General features: G+C 40.0%; 19 protein-coding genes. All 19 read left to right on the top strand.

What is annotated here, in order from left to right; translation table 11 throughout:
• Positions 1 to 122: 122 nt before the first annotated feature.
• On the top strand, positions 123 to 320 hold the full coding sequence (locus ACQKMH_RS05465) for a DUF2768 domain-containing protein (RefSeq protein WP_284470311.1): 198 nt from the start codon (positions 123 to 125) through the stop codon (positions 318 to 320).
• Positions 321 to 333: 13 nt separating this feature from the next.
• On the top strand, positions 334 to 1,062 hold the full coding sequence (locus tag ACQKMH_RS05470; protein ID WP_427586414.1) for a hypothetical protein: 729 nt from the start codon (positions 334 to 336) through the stop codon (positions 1,060 to 1,062).
• Between the two features lie 230 nt (positions 1,063 to 1,292).
• On the top strand, positions 1,293 to 2,771 hold the full coding sequence (gene spoIVA / locus ACQKMH_RS05475; protein ID WP_230156962.1) for a stage IV sporulation protein A: 1,479 nt from the start codon (positions 1,293 to 1,295) through the stop codon (positions 2,769 to 2,771).
• A 495-nt stretch (positions 2,772 to 3,266) separates the two neighbouring features.
• Positions 3,267 to 3,539, top strand: a complete 273-nt coding sequence (locus ACQKMH_RS05480) for an HU family DNA-binding protein (protein WP_034308023.1) — start codon at positions 3,267 to 3,269, stop codon at positions 3,537 to 3,539.
• Between the two features lie 304 nt (positions 3,540 to 3,843).
• Complete coding sequence (folE, locus tag ACQKMH_RS05485; RefSeq protein WP_427586415.1) at positions 3,844 to 4,410, top strand: GTP cyclohydrolase I FolE; 567 nt, start codon at positions 3,844 to 3,846, stop codon at positions 4,408 to 4,410.
• Positions 4,411 to 4,430: 20 nt separating this feature from the next.
• Positions 4,431 to 4,679 carry a trp RNA-binding attenuation protein MtrB gene (mtrB, locus tag ACQKMH_RS05490; protein WP_427586416.1) on the top strand — a complete coding sequence of 83 codons (249 nt, stop codon included), beginning with the start codon at positions 4,431 to 4,433 and terminating at the stop codon, positions 4,677 to 4,679.
• Between the two features lie 246 nt (positions 4,680 to 4,925).
• Positions 4,926 to 5,756: a heptaprenyl diphosphate synthase component 1 gene (locus tag ACQKMH_RS05495; protein ID WP_427586417.1), complete on the top strand. Its 831-nt coding sequence runs from the start codon at positions 4,926 to 4,928 to the stop codon at positions 5,754 to 5,756.
• Positions 5,757 to 5,759: 3 nt separating this feature from the next.
• Positions 5,760 to 6,476 (top strand): demethylmenaquinone methyltransferase, encoded by a 717-nt coding sequence (locus ACQKMH_RS05500; protein WP_427586418.1) that lies wholly within the window; start codon positions 5,760 to 5,762, stop codon positions 6,474 to 6,476.
• A gap of 28 nt (positions 6,477 to 6,504) precedes the next feature.
• Positions 6,505 to 7,467 carry a heptaprenyl diphosphate synthase component II gene (gene hepT, locus ACQKMH_RS05505; RefSeq protein ID WP_427586419.1) on the top strand — a complete coding sequence of 321 codons (963 nt, stop codon included), beginning with the start codon at positions 6,505 to 6,507 and terminating at the stop codon, positions 7,465 to 7,467.
• A gap of 96 nt (positions 7,468 to 7,563) precedes the next feature.
• Positions 7,564 to 8,010, top strand: coding sequence for a nucleoside-diphosphate kinase (ndk, locus tag ACQKMH_RS05510; protein WP_034308008.1), 447 nt, complete (start codon positions 7,564 to 7,566; stop codon positions 8,008 to 8,010).
• Positions 8,011 to 8,194: 184 nt separating this feature from the next.
• Positions 8,195 to 8,968 (top strand): CheR family methyltransferase, encoded by a 774-nt coding sequence (locus ACQKMH_RS05515; RefSeq protein WP_427586420.1) that lies wholly within the window; start codon positions 8,195 to 8,197, stop codon positions 8,966 to 8,968.
• A 259-nt stretch (positions 8,969 to 9,227) separates the two neighbouring features.
• On the top strand, positions 9,228 to 10,400 hold the full coding sequence (gene aroC, locus ACQKMH_RS05520) for a chorismate synthase (protein WP_427586421.1): 1,173 nt from the start codon (positions 9,228 to 9,230) through the stop codon (positions 10,398 to 10,400).
• A gap of 3 nt (positions 10,401 to 10,403) precedes the next feature.
• Entirely contained in the window at positions 10,404 to 11,483 is a 1,080-nt protein-coding gene (gene aroB, locus ACQKMH_RS05525) for a 3-dehydroquinate synthase (protein WP_427586422.1), read from the top strand.
• Between the two features lie 26 nt (positions 11,484 to 11,509).
• The gene (gene aroH / locus ACQKMH_RS05530) at positions 11,510 to 11,878 is read left to right on the top strand and encodes a chorismate mutase (protein ID WP_427586423.1); all 369 of its coding nucleotides are present in this window, start codon (positions 11,510 to 11,512) and stop codon (positions 11,876 to 11,878) included.
• 81 nt (positions 11,879 to 11,959) lie between these two features.
• Positions 11,960 to 13,072: a histidinol-phosphate transaminase gene (gene hisC / locus ACQKMH_RS05535; protein WP_427586424.1), complete on the top strand. Its 1,113-nt coding sequence runs from the start codon at positions 11,960 to 11,962 to the stop codon at positions 13,070 to 13,072.
• Positions 13,073 to 13,118: 46 nt separating this feature from the next.
• Positions 13,119 to 14,222: a prephenate dehydrogenase gene (locus ACQKMH_RS05540; protein ID WP_427586425.1), complete on the top strand. Its 1,104-nt coding sequence runs from the start codon at positions 13,119 to 13,121 to the stop codon at positions 14,220 to 14,222.
• A 24-nt stretch (positions 14,223 to 14,246) separates the two neighbouring features.
• Positions 14,247 to 15,533: a 3-phosphoshikimate 1-carboxyvinyltransferase gene (aroA, locus tag ACQKMH_RS05545; protein WP_427586426.1), complete on the top strand. Its 1,287-nt coding sequence runs from the start codon at positions 14,247 to 14,249 to the stop codon at positions 15,531 to 15,533.
• 381 nt (positions 15,534 to 15,914) lie between these two features.
• Positions 15,915 to 17,186, top strand: coding sequence for a tetratricopeptide repeat protein (locus ACQKMH_RS05550; protein ID WP_427586427.1), 1,272 nt, complete (start codon positions 15,915 to 15,917; stop codon positions 17,184 to 17,186).
• A gap of 41 nt (positions 17,187 to 17,227) precedes the next feature.
• The gene (locus ACQKMH_RS05555) at positions 17,228 to 17,779 is read left to right on the top strand and encodes a ReoY family proteolytic degradation factor (RefSeq protein ID WP_377355734.1); all 552 of its coding nucleotides are present in this window, start codon (positions 17,228 to 17,230) and stop codon (positions 17,777 to 17,779) included.
• Positions 17,780 to 17,934 lie beyond the last annotated feature (155 nt).

Consider the following 17,934-nt stretch of genomic DNA (forward strand, 5'->3'; position numbering starts at 1 on the left):
CGGTTGGGTTTTTTTTACATTAAAGCGATCGTGCATATATTACATAGTTTGGACAATGATTTAATTCCTTTAACGTAATTTGGTATGTTATAATAATTTCTGGAAAAAGGAGTGATAAAGATATGACACCTGCTCTGCAAAAAATGTGGATATCCTTTATAGCTATGGGCTTTATGGTTATCTCTATATTTCTTATCTACTTAAGCCGATATAAGTTAAAAGGTTTTTGGAGAGGCTTGACAGCAATTATCGCATACATACTAATGATTCTAGCCGGCTTGATCATCCTTATCGTTGTTCTTAGCGGGCCAACCACTTGATAGGTGAGGAGAAATGATGAAAACTTTTTTCAAAATATTATGTTTATTATGCATCTCTGTGTCTCTATCTGGCTGTTTATATCCAGAGAAGCAAAAAATGCAAAACCAGCTGCCTTATAAAGAACAAATACAATCCGTCCAAAGTGCAGTAGATCAATTTCAGAAAGATGAAGGTGGCATTCTGCCCATCGTTACGAAAGATGCAGAGACACCCATTTATCAAAAATATGTCATTAAATTTTCTAAGATTTCCCCAAGGTATATGGCTGAACCGCCGGATAATGCCTATGAATCAGGAGGCGTTTTTCAATATATCCTTGTAAATGTTGAAAAGGATCCGACTGTAAAGTTGTTGGATGTCAGGATGGCGCAAAAAATACAGGATGTTTCGTTGAGATTGACTGCTTATCAACAAAGCAACGGATATCCGCCTTTTAAGGAAAGGTTATCCGATAATGTCTTTACACTTGATTATGAAAAAATGGGCCTGAAGGAAGCTCCTACTGTCACAAGTCCATTTTCACAAAGAGACTTATATCTTGTAGTCGATGGACAGGGTAGTATTTTTGCCGATTATACCCCGGATTTAATTGAGGCGATGAAGAAGCATGATGGAGAAAAAATTAAGCCAGGTGAAGATATCCGGGACCTGCTTGTACAGAGTTCGGAGTTCGTGCCTGCCTATTCACTCCCATATACGATTGATGAAAAAACAAATAATCCAATATTTCTTACAAAATAGGCATAACCCTTCTTCTACAAAATATATTGTAGGGGAAGGGTTATTTCTTTATCTTTATTTCATCTTACTTTTAAAATAACAACCCTTATATAAAATTTCTGGTGGAGGAAGGGATTGAACCAGGGAAATAATTGGAATAAATTTTTAGGACAACATCATAGATATATAGTGTCCTAAATAAAGTAAATGGATAAACGAAATCCCAAAACTCTAATTCGGGAGGGGATACCTTGGAAAAGGTAGATATTTTTAAAGATATAGCAGAACGGACCGGCGGCGATATATATTTGGGGGTGGTCGGTGCCGTCAGGACTGGGAAATCCACATTTATTAAAAAATTCATGGAGTTAGTCGTTATTCCGAATATACCGTCAGAGGCTGACCGTGCCAGGGCACAAGATGAATTGCCTCAAAGTGCAGCTGGAAAAACCATCATGACGACAGAACCTAAATTCGTACCTAATCAGGCAGCATCGATTCAGGTAGCTGAAGGGCTCGAAGTGAACATTCGTTTAGTCGATTGTGTCGGTTATACAATACCTGGGGCTAAAGGGTATGAAGATGAAAATGGTCCCCGCATGATTCATACGCCTTGGTATGAGGAGCCGATTCCGTTCAATGAAGCGGCAGAAATAGGTACACGCAAAGTAATTCAGGATCATTCCACTTTAGGTGTTGTCGTTACGACTGATGGATCCATAGGAGAAATTCCACGCAGTGATTATTTAGAGGCCGAGGAAAGGGTTGTTGAAGAATTGAAGGAGGTTGGCAAGCCATTTATCATGATTGTCAATTCCGTTCAGCCTCATCATCCAAATACAATAGCCTTAAAGGAGTCCTTGCAAGAAAAGTATGATATCCCTGTCTTGGCCATGAGTGTTGAAGGAATGCGGGAATCGGATGTTTATAGCGTCCTGCGTGAGGCCCTGTATGAATTTCCTGTACTTGAAGTCAATGTAAATCTCCCGAGCTGGGTAATGGTTCTGCGTGAGGATCATTGGTTAAGGGAGAGTTACCAGGAAGCGGTTAAAGAGACCGTGAAGGACATTAAACGTCTGAGGGATGTAGATCGTGTAGTCGGTCATTTCAATGAATTCGAGTTCATTGACCGTGCCGCACTTGCAGGTATTGAGATGGGGCAGGGTGTAGCGGAAATCGACCTTTATGCACCTGATGAACTCTATGATGAAATCCTGAAGGAAATTGTCGGTGTGGAGATACGGGGCAAGGATCATCTATTATCATTGATGCAGGACTTTGCGTATGCCAAAGCTGAATATGATCAGGTGGCCGATGCATTGAGAATGGTCAAACAAACAGGATATGGTGTCGCAGCCCCTTCCCTTAACGATATGAGTCTTGATGAACCTGAAATTATCCGACAAGGCGCCAGGTTCGGTGTCAGGCTAAAAGCGGTAGCGCCTTCCATCCATATGATCAAGGTCGATGTCGAATCTGAATTCTCACCAATCATTGGGACGGAAAAGCAAAGTGAAGAATTGGTCCGGTATCTGATGCAGGATTTTGAAGATAATCCACTTTCCATTTGGAACTCTGATATTTTTGGCAGAAGCCTTAGTTCATACGTAAGAGAAGGCATACAGGTGAAATTAGCGATGATGCCAGACAATGCACGTTACAAATTGAAAGAGACACTGGAGAGAATTATTAATGAGGGCAGTGGGGGATTGATTGCCATTATCTTATAAAAATGTTAAAAAGCTGGACCAATTCCATTCTGGATTGGTCTTTTTGCATGCAAATTCGGAATGAATCCAAGTAAAAGTATCGCTTGTGAGGTCCACATTTTGAAAATAACGGTTGTTTTTTAGGGAAATCTTGAAAAAACCCTGTGGTTAAGCGATATTCAGTAATATAATAAGTTTAAATTCTATAAAAAAGGGAAATGATGATTAGCGAAAGACAAAATTTATAATATATACAATTATTAATGAAAAGATTCCCATTATTTTTTGAATTCCCTTGCTAAGCTTATAGGATTTGTGATAATCTACATACAGAAAACGCGTTATAACAGCGATTTCACCTGTTTTTAAATTTCTGGATGTACTATTTGGAAATTTATCCGGCTTAGTAATTTTCGATTTTTAAAGGAATGAAAATTAAAACCAATATCAAATCACTATTATAGTGTTGTAATAATGATTTTTTATAAAGAATCCTTTTGGGAGGAGGTGAATGGCATGAACAAAACAGAATTGATTAATGAAGTTGTTACAGCAACTGAAATTTCTAAGAAAGACGCTACAAAAGCTGTTGATGCTGTTTTTGATACAATTTTAGAAGCTCTAAAAAACGGTGATAAAGTCCAATTGATTGGTTTTGGTAACTTTGAAGTTCGTGAACGTGCGGCTCGTAAAGGCCGTAACCCACAAACTGGTGACGAAATCGAAATTGCAGCTAGCAAAGTGCCAGCTTTCAAACCTGGTAAAGCACTGAAAGATGCAGTGAAGTAATTCTACCATTACATACGGGTGCTTAACCGAAAAGGGCCGCGTGCAAACGCGGCCCTTTTTTTGCTTCTTAATTTCTATCTGTGATAATATAAAAGACAGTGAACATTTTAGTGAAGGTGTAAATGTTAAATGCACCATAATGAATGAACCATTACGAAAAAGCGATTCCGATGAAGCGGCGTTTCAAGGGACGTATTGCGGTGGTAATGGGCTGCTTTAACAAGAGGAAATATGGATATCGGGGTGTAATGCCTTGATTTTTCTAAATACATATTATGTTTGAATTTTTAGGAGGTACGTATAAATGGCTAATGTAGATCATGCCAAATTAGAGGAAGCGGTTAAAATGCTTCTTGAGGCTGTAGGAGAAGACCCAACGAGGGAAGGACTGCTTGATACTCCTGGCCGTGTAGCTAGAATGTATGAAGAAATTTTTTCTGGACTGAACCAGGATCCAAAGGAATATTTCGATACTGTATTTGGAGAAGACCATGAAGAACTCGTACTAGTAAAAGATATCCCGTTTTACTCAGTCTGTGAACATCATTTAGTCCCTTTTTACGGAAAAGCGCATGTAGCATATATTCCGAAAAACGGAAAAGTAACAGGCCTAAGCAAGTTGGCACGTGCGGTTGAGGCCGTATCAAAACGTCCGCAACTTCAAGAACGTATCACTTCAACGGTGGCGGACTCCATTATGGATAAGCTTGAACCTCATGGTGTAATGGTGGTAGTGGAGGCTGAACATATGTGCATGACGATGCGAGGTGTCAAAAAACCAGGATCTAAAACAGTGACATCAGCTGTAAGGGGAACGTTCGCAAAAGATCATCGTACAAGAGCTGAAGTGCTGGCATTCATTAAAGACTAAGGTATGGGGGCAGGAAAAAAATGAATGAAAAAAAGATTCTGAATGATTTTGTCGTAATCAAAGCTATTGAGGATAGTGTGAATGTCATTGGATTAACAAGAGGTACGGATACAAAGTTTCATCACTCCGAAAAACTTGATTCAGGAGAGGTGATGATCGCACAATTCACAGAGCATACATCGGCGATTAAAATCAGGGGACATGCAAAAATTTATACGCCTTTCGGTGAGATAGAAAGCGATTCGAAAAGGAATCCCTCCGACAAATAATGGCTTTTCCATAATTTAAGTATTAAAATAATCATCTGATATCGCGTTTAACAAGCTGTACATTTCCCGCATCCATTTTTTTGAAGAAACAAAAGACGATGGTTTCCATATTTTTGGGAGTTTCATTTTATAAACGTTGTCCATTTCATCTGATTGTTTTTATGGTATAATAATGTGTATTTTACACAGACAGAAACCAATATGTATGAAAAAAATTATCTTTCGGGGATGCAAGGGTGATCTCAATTGTTAAACATAACGGACGACATAAGGCAATTAAAACGATTAATCGAAACGAAAGCTCAACATCCATATTTATTGAAGTTTATACAAAAACCAAGCTTAGACGAAGATAAACTGTTATTGCTTTGGGGATTGTTTAACGATTTGGACGTTTTAAGCGAAAAACGGAATCAATACATCATTTCAACCATGTTAGTGCAAATAGCTCTGGATACCCATGAAACCGTATCGAATTCTGGTGAAGGTATCGAGTTACCAGAGGTATTGAAAAATCGCCAATTACAAGTGCTTGCTGGTGATTACTATAGCGGTCTATACTATCAAGGTCTTGCCAGTGTGGGCAACGTTGAGATGATCCGTGTACTCTCAAACGCCATAAAACAAATAAATGATAATAAAATCATTCTATATCAGCAAGGTTCCATAAAGGATGTACCAACGCTTTTAATGACGATAAAAGCGATTGAGGCCTCGCTGATCCTTAAACTGGCGGATTACTATGATCAGCCCGCCTGGAGAGACATCTCGGAAGATTTGCTGCTTTTAAACCGGTTACATGCAGAGAAGAGGAGTTATCTGAAGTCGGGCCAATCGATAGTTTTTGATGTCCTTAGGGAAATGCCTTTTGATGCTTCGAATGGTGAGGAAGTTCTCACCTCGGAAAAAGAAGATCGGGTACGGGTCCAATTCGATAAGTGTCTGAGGGATGCCAGGCAATCCGTACAGCACTCAATGCGAAAATTAGTAAAAATGGATGATGATCTTCTGGAAAGAGTGAACGTCATCTTGGAACAAACAGAGAATATAGCAAATTCATATGTGAAAGAAGGGTGAATCATGGAGCAGTCTAAAGAGCAAAAAGTTCATCATGTCTTTGAAAAGATCTACGGAAATTATGACAAGATGAATTCTCTCATCAGCTTTAAACAGCATCTTAAATGGCGTAAGGCTACAATGGCCATCATGAATGTCCCAAAAGGCGCCCATGCACTTGATGTATGCTGTGGAACAGCGGACTGGACCATTGCCCTTGCTAATGAAGTAGGACCAAAAGGTCGTGTCGTGGGTCTGGATTTTAGTAAGAACATGCTGAAAATCGGCGAGCAAAAGGTGGATGAACTCAATTTAGATCAAGTTACCCTAATGCATGGGAATGCAATGGAGCTTCCTTTTGAGGATAATAGCTTTGATTATGTCACGATCGGTTTCGGGTTGAGGAATGTCCCTGATTACATGCAAGTGCTTAAAGAGTTAAACCGAGTCGCCAAGCCGGGTGGAATGGTCGTTTGTCTGGATACTTCACAACCGACGATGCTTGGCTTTAAACAGGGCTATTATTTTTATTTCCGCTTCATCATGCCCGTGTTCGGCAAATTATTCGCAAAAAGCTATAACGAATATTCATGGTTACAGGAATCGGCCCGCGATTTCCCTGGCATGAAAAAGCTTGAAAACATGTTCAAGCAGGCAGGAATGGAAAATGTCAGCTACAAGGCCCATTTTGGTGGTGTTGCAGCAACACATTTCGGGTACAAGCCTTCAAAAAAAGCATAATAGCAATGGACAAAGCTGGGTGGAATGTATGAAATTTAAAATGATGTATTCATTTTTGAATGCAGATTTGCAATTAATAGAAAAAGAACTAGAAGCCGCAATTGAAGCGGATTCCACTGTTTTAAGGGAAGCATCCCTGCATTTACTGCAATCCGGTGGAAAGCGGATCCGTCCTGTATTCGTCCTATTGGGTGCGAAGTTTGGCGATTATGATATTCATGTCGTAAAGCATGTTGCAGCGACATTGGAACTGATCCACACGGCTTCCCTCGTACATGATGATGTTGTAGATGATGCGGATTTACGCAGGGGATCTGCGACCATCAAATCCAAATGGGATAATCGTGTCGCCATGTATACAGGCGACTTCATTTTTGCACGTGCATTGGAAATGATGGCAGTGATCGAGTCTCCTCTTGCACATCAAATTCTAGCAAATACGATGGTTGAACTATGTCTTGGAGAAATTGAACAGATCAAAGATAAATACAATTTCGAACAAAATTGGCGGATATACTTTAGAAGGATCAAACGAAAAACGGCATTACTCATTGCTTCTAGCTGCCAGTTGGGGGCCATTTCAGCGGGAGTGGATGAGAAAATTCACCAAAAGCTATTTAAATTCGGATATTATGTCGGTATGTCTTATCAAATCACCGATGATATATTGGATTTTACAGCTTCCGAAGAAGAACTTGGGAAACCAGCCGGAAGTGATTTGATACAAGGAAATATCACGTTACCCGTTTTGATTGCGATGGAAGATCCAAAGTTGAAAGAGCTTATCGAAACAGTTCGGGAAGATACGCCTAAGGACGAAATGAACCGTATAATCAATGCGATAAAATCTTCGGGTGCCATTGAACAGGCAGCGAGGGTCAGTGATATGTATTTAGAAAAGGCATTTATTGAGTTGAAGGGTCTTCCTGCTATTAAAGCAAGAAAAGCTTTATCCGATATCGCGAAAAATATCGGAAAAAGAAAGTTTTAATACTTGGAGTTGCGAAACTCATCAAACAATGGTAATATTCTAAAAGGATTGCCTTATATAGGCAAATAACAATGATACATAATAGGAGTGACAATTATGGAAAGAACATTTTTAATGGTAAAGCCTGACGGCGTTCAACGTAATTTAATCGGTGAAATCGTTTCCCGTTTTGAAAAGAAAGGCTTCCTTCTTGCAGGAGCAAAATTAATGGTCATCTCCCAGGAATTGGCTGAGCAACATTACGGCGAGCACAAAGAACGTCCTTTCTTTGGCGAATTAGTGGACTTCATTACTTCAGGTCCTGTTTTCGCAATGGTTTGGGAAGGTGAAAATGTAATCGCTACTGCACGTCAAATGATGGGTGCAACTAACCCTAAAGATGCAGCAGCAGCAACAATTCGTGGCGACTTTGCCGTAACTGTTGGAAAAAACATCATTCACGGTTCTGATTCAGCTGAAAGCGCAGTGCGTGAAATCGGTTTATTCTTCAAAGAAGAAGAGCTTGTTGAATATTCTAAACTTGTTAACGAGTGGGTTTATTAATCTATAGAAACACTTTTTAAAAAGCGGGCTTCATCGTCTTTATGCGATGGACCCGCTTTTTTTGTATGGACTTTTCTATGTTGGGAAGAGGTCGTGAGCACCATTTTAGTTTAAAGAAATTTCAGCTCTCTCCGATATATATATGGAATCATTTAAAATAATTATGTGCAGGGGAGTCGTTGGAATGCCTCAAGAATATGAAGAGTTTATTCGTAATATCAAAATGCTGACAGGCATTGATTTGGCATTATATAAAGAAGGGCAAATGAAAAGACGACTGACATCTCTATATGAAAAAAGAGGTTATCAATCATTTCGTGAATACTATAAAGATATTCAAACCAGTCCCGGAGTTTTGAATGAGTTTTTGGATAGAATGACCATCAATGTTTCTGAATTTTATAGAAACGTGAAAAGATGGGAAGTGCTGGAGGGGAAAATCCTTCCACGCTTATTGGGAAGCAATAAAAAGTTGAAAATTTGGAGTGCTGCCTGCTCTACGGGTGAGGAACCATATACAATTGCCATGATATTATCCAATCTTGTTCCACTTAACCAAATAGAGATATTGGCGACGGATCTAGATGAAAATGTATTGGCGCGAGCGAAATTGGGAATTTATCCTGAACGGTCATTAAATGAAGTGCCTGAAGAAATGAAAAGGAAATACTTAAAAAAAGAAGAGGGCTTTTATCGTGTCGATGATGCAATCAAGAAGAGAGTGACATTTAAGAAGCATAATCTTCTTGCTGATCGATTCGAACAGGGATTCGATTTAGTCGTTTGCCGTAATGTGTTAATTTATTTCACTGAAGAGGCAAAAAGTTTATTATATGATAAATTCAGTACGTCACTAAAAAGCGGCGGGGTTTTTTTTGTAGGAAGTACAGAGCAGATATTCACCCCCGGAAAATATCAATTTGAAACCATCGATACATTTTTTTATAAGAAAAAGTAAATACTTTGTATAAGGGACTGATTATACGCATTCAGTCCCTTTTTGGTTTGCACGTAATAAGCAAATCCTGTAGGAGCATGATCCAAAAAGAATAAACTATATCGAAAATGCTGGAGAACATGTAAAATAAAATGAATAGTGATTATATTCAGTATTTGATCCAAAATAAGGTTTTTGCGTTTTACATATACCCATATTTCATAAAATTGTGGTATATTGATACATATACACTTTAAAGTGCTAAAAGGGGGGCTGGAAGATGAGATATTTAACAGCGGGAGAATCACATGGTCCGCAACTTACTACTATTATTGAGGGATTACCGGCAGGAATGCCGATTACGAATGAGGATATTAATGAAGAATTAGGACGCCGGCAAAAAGGGCATGGACGTGGTCGAAGAATGCAGATCGAGAAAGATCAGGCTTTTATATCTTCGGGAATCAGACATGGCTACACACTAGGTTCACCGGTTGCTTTAGTTGTTGAGAACGACGACTGGAAGCATTGGACAAAGATTATGGGAAGTGAAGGTCTTTCAGAGGAAGAAGCTGAAGAAGTCAAACGTAAAATTACCCGGCCGCGCCCAGGTCATGCCGATTTGAACGGTGGGATTAAATACGGGCACCGTGATTTGAGAAATGTTTTGGAACGCTCTTCAGCCCGTGAAACGACTGTAAGAGTGGCAGCAGGGGCTGTCGCTAAAAAGTTATTGTCGTTATTGGGAATAGAAGTGGCATCACATGTTTTGGAAATTGGTGGAGTGAAGGCTGAACCGCCAAAATACGAAACAATTCAGCAATTGCAACAGGTGACAGAAGAATCTTCAGTTCGATGTTTTGATAAAAACGTGGAGCAGCAGATGAAGGATGCAATTGATGAAGCGAAACAAAAAGGGGATTCCATCGGCGGAATTGTTGAGGTCATTGTAGAAGGAATGCCTGTGGGCGTAGGAAGCTATGTGCATTATGACCGTAAACTTGATGCGAAAGTTGCTTCTGCAATAATGAGCATTAATGCATTCAAAGGGGTGGAAATAGGGCTTGGATTTGAAGCGGCCCATCGTTTCGGCAGTGATGTCCATGATGAAATTGCTTGGGATGAAGAACAGGGGTATTACCGGAAAACCAATCGCCTTGGCGGTTTTGAAGGCGGTATGACAACTGGAATGCCGATCGTTGTGCGCGGGGTAATGAAGCCGATCCCTACTTTATATAAACCATTGAAAAGTGTTGATATTGATACGAAGGAAGTATTCGAAGCAAGTGTCGAACGTTCCGATAGTTGTGCAGTTCCTGCTGCAGCAGTAGTTGCTGAAGCTGTAGTTGCATGGGAACTGGCGACTGCCATCGTTGATCAATTCCCTTCAGATCGATATGAGCAATTAGCGGATTACATAAGATCCTATCGTGAAGAAGTAAAGGAGTTTTAAATCATGGAATCCATCCAAATAAAAACGGCTTCCAAGCAATATCCGGTTTTAATTGGCCAGAAGGTGATCAATGAATTACCGGAATTAATAACAGATGAATTAAATCATCTAAACAAGATTTTGATCATAACGGATGAAAAAGTAGCGGAACTTCATTTGCAAACTGTAAAAAACGCTCTGATCAAGACGGGGAAACCGGTCCTGCAACATATAGTGCCAGAAGGGGAGCATGCTAAAACATTCGAAGTGTTTTATGAATGCCAAAGCTATTGCTTATCCCAACAGCTTAACCGCAAGTCATTGATTATCGCCCTTGGTGGTGGTGCAGTCGGTGACTTGGCTGGATTTGTTGCGGCTACTTTTATGAGGGGGATTCCATTCATTCAGGTTCCTACCACCTTGCTCGCCCATGATAGTGCTGTGGGCGGTAAGGTTGCCATCAATCACCCTCTAGGGAAAAATATGATTGGGGCCTTTCATCAGCCTGAAGCGGTCATATATGATCTTGAATTTTTACAAACTCTGCCTCTCCAAGAATTAAGGTCAGGTTTTGCTGAAGTCATTAAACATTCCTTGATTGCCGATAATGAGTTTTATCAATGGTTAAAGTCGAATATTGTGGATTTGAATAATATAACGGATGAGCAATTTCTGACAATGATTACAAAAGGGATTGGCATTAAAGCGGAAATTGTCGAAGAAGATGAAAAAGAAATGGGCATTCGAGCCTTTTTGAATTTTGGTCATACACTTGGACATGCAGTAGAAGGTTCTATGGGATATGGAAACTTTACGCATGGGGAATCCATATTAATCGGGATGGTATATGCTCTTAAATTAAGCAGAAAAAAAGAGGGTCTCGATTTTAAACTTGAGGAGTTTATTAATTGGGTATCCTCTTTAGGTTATCAAACAACCATTCCTACTGGACTTGAAAACATCACTTTACTTAATTTAATGAAAACAGACAAAAAATCAATCAATGAAGCAGCTACTTTTGTCCTGCTAAAGCAGGTTGGGTCACCACTATTAACGGACATAGCCGACTCTGAGCTGTTAGAGGAAATGATTGATATGAAATGAAATTCAGAGAGAAGGGGGAACTATGTGTGATTAGAGGAATAAGAGGTGCAACCACAATTGTGAACGACACGGAAACGGAAGTGATTGACGCTGTCGAGAAGTTAATGGCAGAAATCATTCACCTAAACAAGATTGATCCCGATATGGTTGCTTCTGTATTTTTTTCCGCTACGGATGAGATCCGTTCTGTCTTTCCTGCCAAAGCCTTGAGGAAATTCGACGGCTGGACCTATGTACCGGTTACATGCATGAAAGAAATACCAGTGAGCAATTCATTGCCATTTTGCATCCGTGTTATGATCCATGTAAATACAACGATATCTCAAAAAGAGATTCAGCATGTATATCAAGGTGGGGCTATCGCATTACGCCCAGATTTGACAAAGAAAATATAAGATGATCATGAATACTGGAATATGATACACTATTCTCACACTTTCTTACTTTAAAGTGATAAAAATATAGAGGTGATTGATATGAAGTGGAATGAAGCGGTCCTTTCCTTGAAGTCTTATCAACCAGGAAAATCCACCGATGAAGTGAAAAAATTGTATGGTCTTGAAAAAATCACGAAATTAGCTTCAAATGAAAATCCTTTTGGCTGTTCGGAAAAGGTCAAGGAGTCTGTCAGGAATTCAACACATTCTTTTGCGATTTACCCGGATGGATATGCAACGATGCTTAGAGAAGCTGTCGCAAAACATACAGGTGTGAAAGAAACCCAGCTTATTTTTGGGAATGGATCAGATGAGAATATCCAAATTATTTCTAGAAGTTTGTTGGGGGCTGGAAAGAATACGGTCATGGCAACAGGCACTTTTTCGCAATATCGCCATAATGCCACGCTGGAGGGTGCGGAAATCAGGGAAGTTCCTCATATTGACGGTGCACATGATCTAGACGGAATGATCAATGCCATCGACGAAAAAACAGCGGTTGTTTGGCTTTGTACACCCAATAATCCTACAGGGAAATACATTTCGGAACAGGACTTATTATCGTTTATCAAAGGGGTGCCTGAGGATGTGCTTATCGTCCTGGATGAAGCCTATTGTGAATATGCAACGGCAGAAGATTACCCGAAAACGAATCAATGGATTAATAAATATAAAAATTTGATTATCCTTCGTACGTTTTCAAAAATTTATGGACTTGCTAGTTTTCGGGTAGGTTACGGATTGGCGGATGAGGATATTATTCAAAAGCTAGATCCATCCCGGGAACCATTCAATGTCAACACTTTCGCTCAAAATATTGCTATCGTCGCTTTGGAAGATCAAGCTTTCATTGAAAAATGCAAGGAAGAAAATCAAAAAGGGCTTAAGCAATACTATGAGTTTTGCAGTAAGGAAAATTTAGCCTATTACCCGTCGCAAGGTAACTTTATTTTTATCCATTTTAAACAGGATGCCGATGTGGTGTTCCAATATTTGCTTGAGCGTGGATATATTGCAAGGTCGGGTAAATCTTTCGGGTTTCCTAATAGCCTAAGGGTGACGATTGGATCTACTGAAGAAAATGAAGGAATGATTAACGCTATTAAAACTTTCTTGAATGAAGTTGAGGCACCTTCTGATTCGCTGCTCTAACGATTTATCAAACTAGAGGGGCATAATAGATGCGGGGGAGAGAAGAGTGAAGGGAAAGGTTTTTGTAATAGGTCTCGGTCTAATTGGCGGATCCTTGGCCATGGCTGTACGCCATGCACATCCTGATGCCGTGATTGTTGGTACGGACCTAAGTGAAAAGAATATTCAGCTTTCGATGCTATTGGGAATCATAGATGATTCGGTATCTTCCCTGGAAGCGGGAGCATGTGAAGCTGATTTGATCATACTTGCTGTACCTGTCAATGAAACGGTCAAGATATTAGCTCAATTAGCAGACATGGATTTAAAAAGTGATGTCCTTATATCGGATGCCGGAAGTACGAAGGATACAGTCGTAAAGGCAGCGAAACCATTGATAGATAAAGGGGTGGCCTTCATCGGGGGGCACCCTATGGCCGGTTCCCATAAAAGTGGTGCAGGGGCAGCCAAATTGCACTTATTTGAACATGCATTTTATTTACTCACTCCTGGAGATTCGATCGAAGAAGAAAAAGTGGAGCAGCTGAAAGAGTGGTTAAAAGGGACAAGAGCGAACTTTTTGGTTGTCACTCCTGCTACACATGATAAGCTGACGGGAGTCATTAGTCATTTTCCGCATATTGTCGCATCGGGTCTGGTCAAGCAAGCGGAAAATTACAGTAAGGAAAATAAGTTGATTTCAAGGCTTGCAGCTGGTGGGTTTCGGGATATTACAAGAATTGCTTCAAGCAGTCCGGAAATGTGGCGTGACATTTTGTTACATAACCGGGATGTTTTGCTTGTATTAATGAATGATTGGCTTGCTGAAATGGAGCATATTAAAGGGTTGGTGGCAAATGAAGATAGTGATGAAATCCTTCGATTCTTTACTGAAGCCAAGATTTTCAGGGATGATTTGCCAACCCACGAGAAAGGCGCCATCCCAGCCTTTTATGATTTATATATCGATATACCGGATTATGCCGGAATAATTTCTGAGATCACCGGATATTTGGCCCAAGAAGGTATCAGCATTACAAACATTAGGATCATAGAAACCAGGGAAGAGATATACGGTGTGCTGGTCATCAGTTTCCAAACGGATGTTGATCGCATAAAGGCCGCTGATTGTATCTCAAGACATACGGATTATGAAACGATCCTGGCATAATAATAAAAGGGGAAGGATGATTGTATGAAAACAAAAACATTACAAACCAACATTCAATCATTACGTGGTTTGATTGCCATACCAGGAGACAAGTCCATCTCCCATCGTTCGATAATGTTCGGAGCCCTTGCTGAGGGAGAAACGACAGTCACTAATTTTCTCCCAGGAGCCGATTGTTTAAGTACGATTTCCTGTTTTCGGCAGCTGGGAGTCCATATTGAACAAGAAGGACATCAGGTCCGGATTGAGGGCAAAGGATTTCATGGATTGAAGGAACCGGAAGAAGTGCTGGATGTCGGAAATTCTGGTACCACGATCAGGTTAATGATGGGCATTTTGGCAGGACAAGATTTTTCCGCCGTTTTGGTAGGTGACGAATCCATCGCCAAACGCCCTATGTCACGGGTAGTGAACCCTCTTCGTGAGATGGGAGCGATCATTGATGGTCGTAAAGGTGCCGAATATACGCCGCTTTTCATAAGAGGTGGCAAGTTACAAGGGTTTCGATATGAATTGCCTGTGGCAAGTGCGCAGGTGAAATCGGCGATAATACTGGCAGGTTTACAAGCTGAAGGGGAAACGACCATTGTCGAACCGGAAGAGACCCGTGATCATACAGAACGAATGATCCAGGAGTTTGGCGGGAAAATCGAAAAGGACGGTCAAACGATTAAAGTTAGCGGGAATCAAGTCTTCAAAGGAACCACAATCCAGGTGCCAGGCGATATTTCTTCAGCTGCATTCTTCATGGTGGCTGCAGCGATCACGGAAAATAGTGAAGTCGTTTTAAAAAATGTCGGCCTTAATTCGACAAGGTCAGGAATCATCGACGTTATGAAATCGATGGGGGCAGATATTTCGATAGAGATGAAGGCGAGCGAGGGTGAACCAACAGGAGATATTACAGTCAGAAGCTCCCGCTTAAAAGGAACAACCATCAGTGGGGATCTAATCCCGCGTCTCATCGATGAGATTCCGGTTATTGCACTTCTGGCATCCCAGGCGGAGGGAATAACGACAATCAAGGATGCAGCAGAGCTCAAAGTGAAAGAGACCAATCGAATAGATACGGTCGCAAACGAGCTTTCCATCCTGGGGGCTGATATAACGCCGACTGCGGATGGATTAATTATCAATGGACGGAAAGCCCTTAACGGAGGTATGGTTACAAGCCATGGAGATCATCGTATCGGGATGATGCTCGCAGTAGCGGCTTTGATAGCTGATGGTGAAGTGGAACTTGGTGACCCTGATGCAATTGATGTTTCATATCCACAATTCTTCGAGCATATGACTCATTTGATTCAGTAAATATTTTCAAGTTTACAGACCTTTTAAATAGGTCTGTAAACTTTTTTTATTTTCATGTAATATGCCAGAAAGTGTTGAAAGCGCTAACATTTCGATGTTCATACGCGTCTTATTCATAAAAAATTATGAAAAAGTGATCCGTGATCAAAAAGGAGATTGACCGTAGCATGGAGAATTAACTAGTAACCTTTTTTTAATGAGAATGGGAGGGGACTTCATCAATGGAATACAGGGCTACAGTATGGTAAACTAATGAATACTGCTTACTATGCACCTCACGATTACATGGGTATTTTGGTCTTGATGGAAGAGAATATGACATAAGGCGTGAGAGTGTATGACTAAGGACCAAGTCTATCATGCAAAAGGAAGGAATCAGCAATGAACACTGTGGAACAAGTTATTCAGCAATTAAAAAAAGGGGAATTAAAAGAAGCTCTTAAACATATAAATCGAATTAAATCATCAGAGTCAGTCGAGGACATATTGTTGCTGGCCGAGGAAATGCTCCAGCTTGGTTTTGTGGAGGAGGCAAAGGATCTTTTTGAACACCTATTGGAACTATATCCTGATGAAGGAGAATTGATTGTTTCGTTGGCTGAAATACTGATTGACATGGATCAAGAAGATGAAGCGATGTTAATGCTTGAAAAAGTAAGTGTTGATGATGAAGTATATCCAAGTGCTTTGCTTTTGGAAGCGGACCTTTATCAATTACAGGGGATGGATGAGGTCAGTGAAAGAAAATTGCTGCAAGCCAAGGAAATACTGCCAGATGAGATCATCATTGATTTTGCTCTAGGTGAACTGTTCTTTCATCAAGGAAGGGATCAGGAAGCCATTGCAAATTACATAAAGGTTTTGGAACAGGAACAAGAAATCGCTGGAGTCAATGTCAATCAGAGGCTTGCTGAAGCATTAAGCAGTTCAGGGAAGTTCGAGGAGGCACTTTCGTACTTTGAAAAGGCCTTAGATGATGGAGTTGAAATCAATACGCTATTTGAGTATGCATTTACAGCTTTCCAGGCAGGTCTATATGAGACAGCCGTACGTAAGTTTATTGAACTGAAAGAAATGGATCATGAATACCATTCCCTATATTTATATTTGGCAAAGAGTTATGAACACCTAGAGGATTTGGAAAATGCCTTGAAAACGGTCAAAGAAGGTATAAAGGCTGATGAATTCAATAAGGAACTTTATTTCTTCGGTGGAAAAATAGCCTTGAAAAGCGGACTTGATGAAGAGGCGGAAAATTTATTTAAGGAAGCTCTTGCCATAGATCCTGGATATTTGGAAGCTGCACTTACACTCTTGAAATTGTATATGCATCATGAAAGATATGAAGATGTGTTGGAGTGTATCGGTGAAGTCAGGCGATATGGGGAGGATGATCCGCAATTTGAATGGATTGCCGCTGTATCTTATCAACACACCGAACAATTTAAAGAGGCATTAACCAGCTATCATAAAGCATATAATTCATTCAAGAACAATCAAGATTTCCTAGAAGACTATGGTTTCTTTTTAATTGAAGAAGGAGACAGAGCCACATCTAGAGAAGTATTTAATAAGCTGCTTGAGATAAACCCAGCGAATGATGAGTATGTGATGATATTGGAGCGGCTAGGTGAAAGTACAGAAGAAATGTAGATAAGCGAAATAAAACTAAATCAAGACAGAGGAGGGAATTCATGGTGGCTGCCCCTGTTTCTGTGAATGAGAAGAAGGAATTTATTCGGTGGTTTTTAAATCATTATCAATTGAAACGAAGAGAATGCGTGTGGATATTAAATTATTTGATGAGTCATGATCAATTAATGAAAAAGGTTCATTTTGTAGAGAACGCCCAATATTGCCCTCGTGGACTGGTAATGTCGACACATTGTGTGGAAGAGGTCCCTTTCAGGTTCTACAAGTCCAATATCATGACGACCGATGCTGAAAAATCTTTTCACGATATCCGTTTAAACCGGGATGAAGATATTTATATTCAACTCAATTTTAAATCCGCATACTCTTCCTATCAATATGCAGCGGTTCTGGAACATAATCCATTCATGCCGAAATCAACGGCAGCGAACGAAAAAGATCAGCTGCTTGCTGAACAATTTTTAGAAAAAAGCATGTTGTATTTTCAAAGGGACCGCCTGCTTAAGGAAATCGATGAAGCACTTGATAAGCATGATGAACAAGCATTTAAGAGCCTAACTGAACAATTGAACCAGCTAAAAGTACTTGGCTGAAATAAAATGACCTTTCCGTAATCAGGAAAGGTTTTTATTTTTTATAAAACATTGATAAAATCCACATTTTTGTAAAGACTATGGGTATATGGTAAATGTGTTATAAAAATAATGGTAAAATGATAAGGAGTTGATTCAAAAAATCGGGAGTGAAG

This window comes from Peribacillus sp. NPDC097895, from assembly GCF_050277555.1.
Classification (GTDB): Bacteria; Bacillota; Bacilli; order Bacillales; family DSM-1321; genus Peribacillus.

What these genes read in the sequence shown, in the direction of transcription:
- mtrB (WP_427586416.1), top strand. Translation starts at nt 4,431, where the DNA reads ATGAATGAAAAAAAGATTCTGAATGATTTTGTCGTAATCAAAGCTATT.
- ACQKMH_RS05480 (WP_034308023.1), top strand. Translation starts at nt 3,267, where the DNA reads ATGAACAAAACAGAATTGATTAATGAAGTTGTTACAGCAACTGAAATT.
- ACQKMH_RS05470 (WP_427586414.1), top strand. Translation starts at nt 334, where the DNA reads ATGATGAAAACTTTTTTCAAAATATTATGTTTATTATGCATCTCTGTG.
- ACQKMH_RS05555 (WP_377355734.1), top strand. Translation starts at nt 17,228, where the DNA reads ATGGTGGCTGCCCCTGTTTCTGTGAATGAGAAGAAGGAATTTATTCGG.
- hisC (WP_427586424.1), top strand. Translation starts at nt 11,960, where the DNA reads ATGAAGTGGAATGAAGCGGTCCTTTCCTTGAAGTCTTATCAACCAGGA.
- ndk (WP_034308008.1), top strand. Translation starts at nt 7,564, where the DNA reads ATGGAAAGAACATTTTTAATGGTAAAGCCTGACGGCGTTCAACGTAAT.
- aroA (WP_427586426.1), top strand. Translation starts at nt 14,247, where the DNA reads ATGAAAACAAAAACATTACAAACCAACATTCAATCATTACGTGGTTTG.
- ACQKMH_RS05550 (WP_427586427.1), top strand. Translation starts at nt 15,915, where the DNA reads ATGAACACTGTGGAACAAGTTATTCAGCAATTAAAAAAAGGGGAATTA.
- aroB (WP_427586422.1), top strand. Translation starts at nt 10,404, where the DNA reads ATGGAATCCATCCAAATAAAAACGGCTTCCAAGCAATATCCGGTTTTA.
- ACQKMH_RS05465 (WP_284470311.1), top strand. Translation starts at nt 123, where the DNA reads ATGACACCTGCTCTGCAAAAAATGTGGATATCCTTTATAGCTATGGGC.
- hepT (WP_427586419.1), top strand. Translation starts at nt 6,505, where the DNA reads ATGAAATTTAAAATGATGTATTCATTTTTGAATGCAGATTTGCAATTA.
- folE (WP_427586415.1), top strand. Translation starts at nt 3,844, where the DNA reads ATGGCTAATGTAGATCATGCCAAATTAGAGGAAGCGGTTAAAATGCTT.
- ACQKMH_RS05500 (WP_427586418.1), top strand. Translation starts at nt 5,760, where the DNA reads ATGGAGCAGTCTAAAGAGCAAAAAGTTCATCATGTCTTTGAAAAGATC.
- ACQKMH_RS05515 (WP_427586420.1), top strand. Translation starts at nt 8,195, where the DNA reads ATGCCTCAAGAATATGAAGAGTTTATTCGTAATATCAAAATGCTGACA.
- aroC (WP_427586421.1), top strand. Translation starts at nt 9,228, where the DNA reads ATGAGATATTTAACAGCGGGAGAATCACATGGTCCGCAACTTACTACT.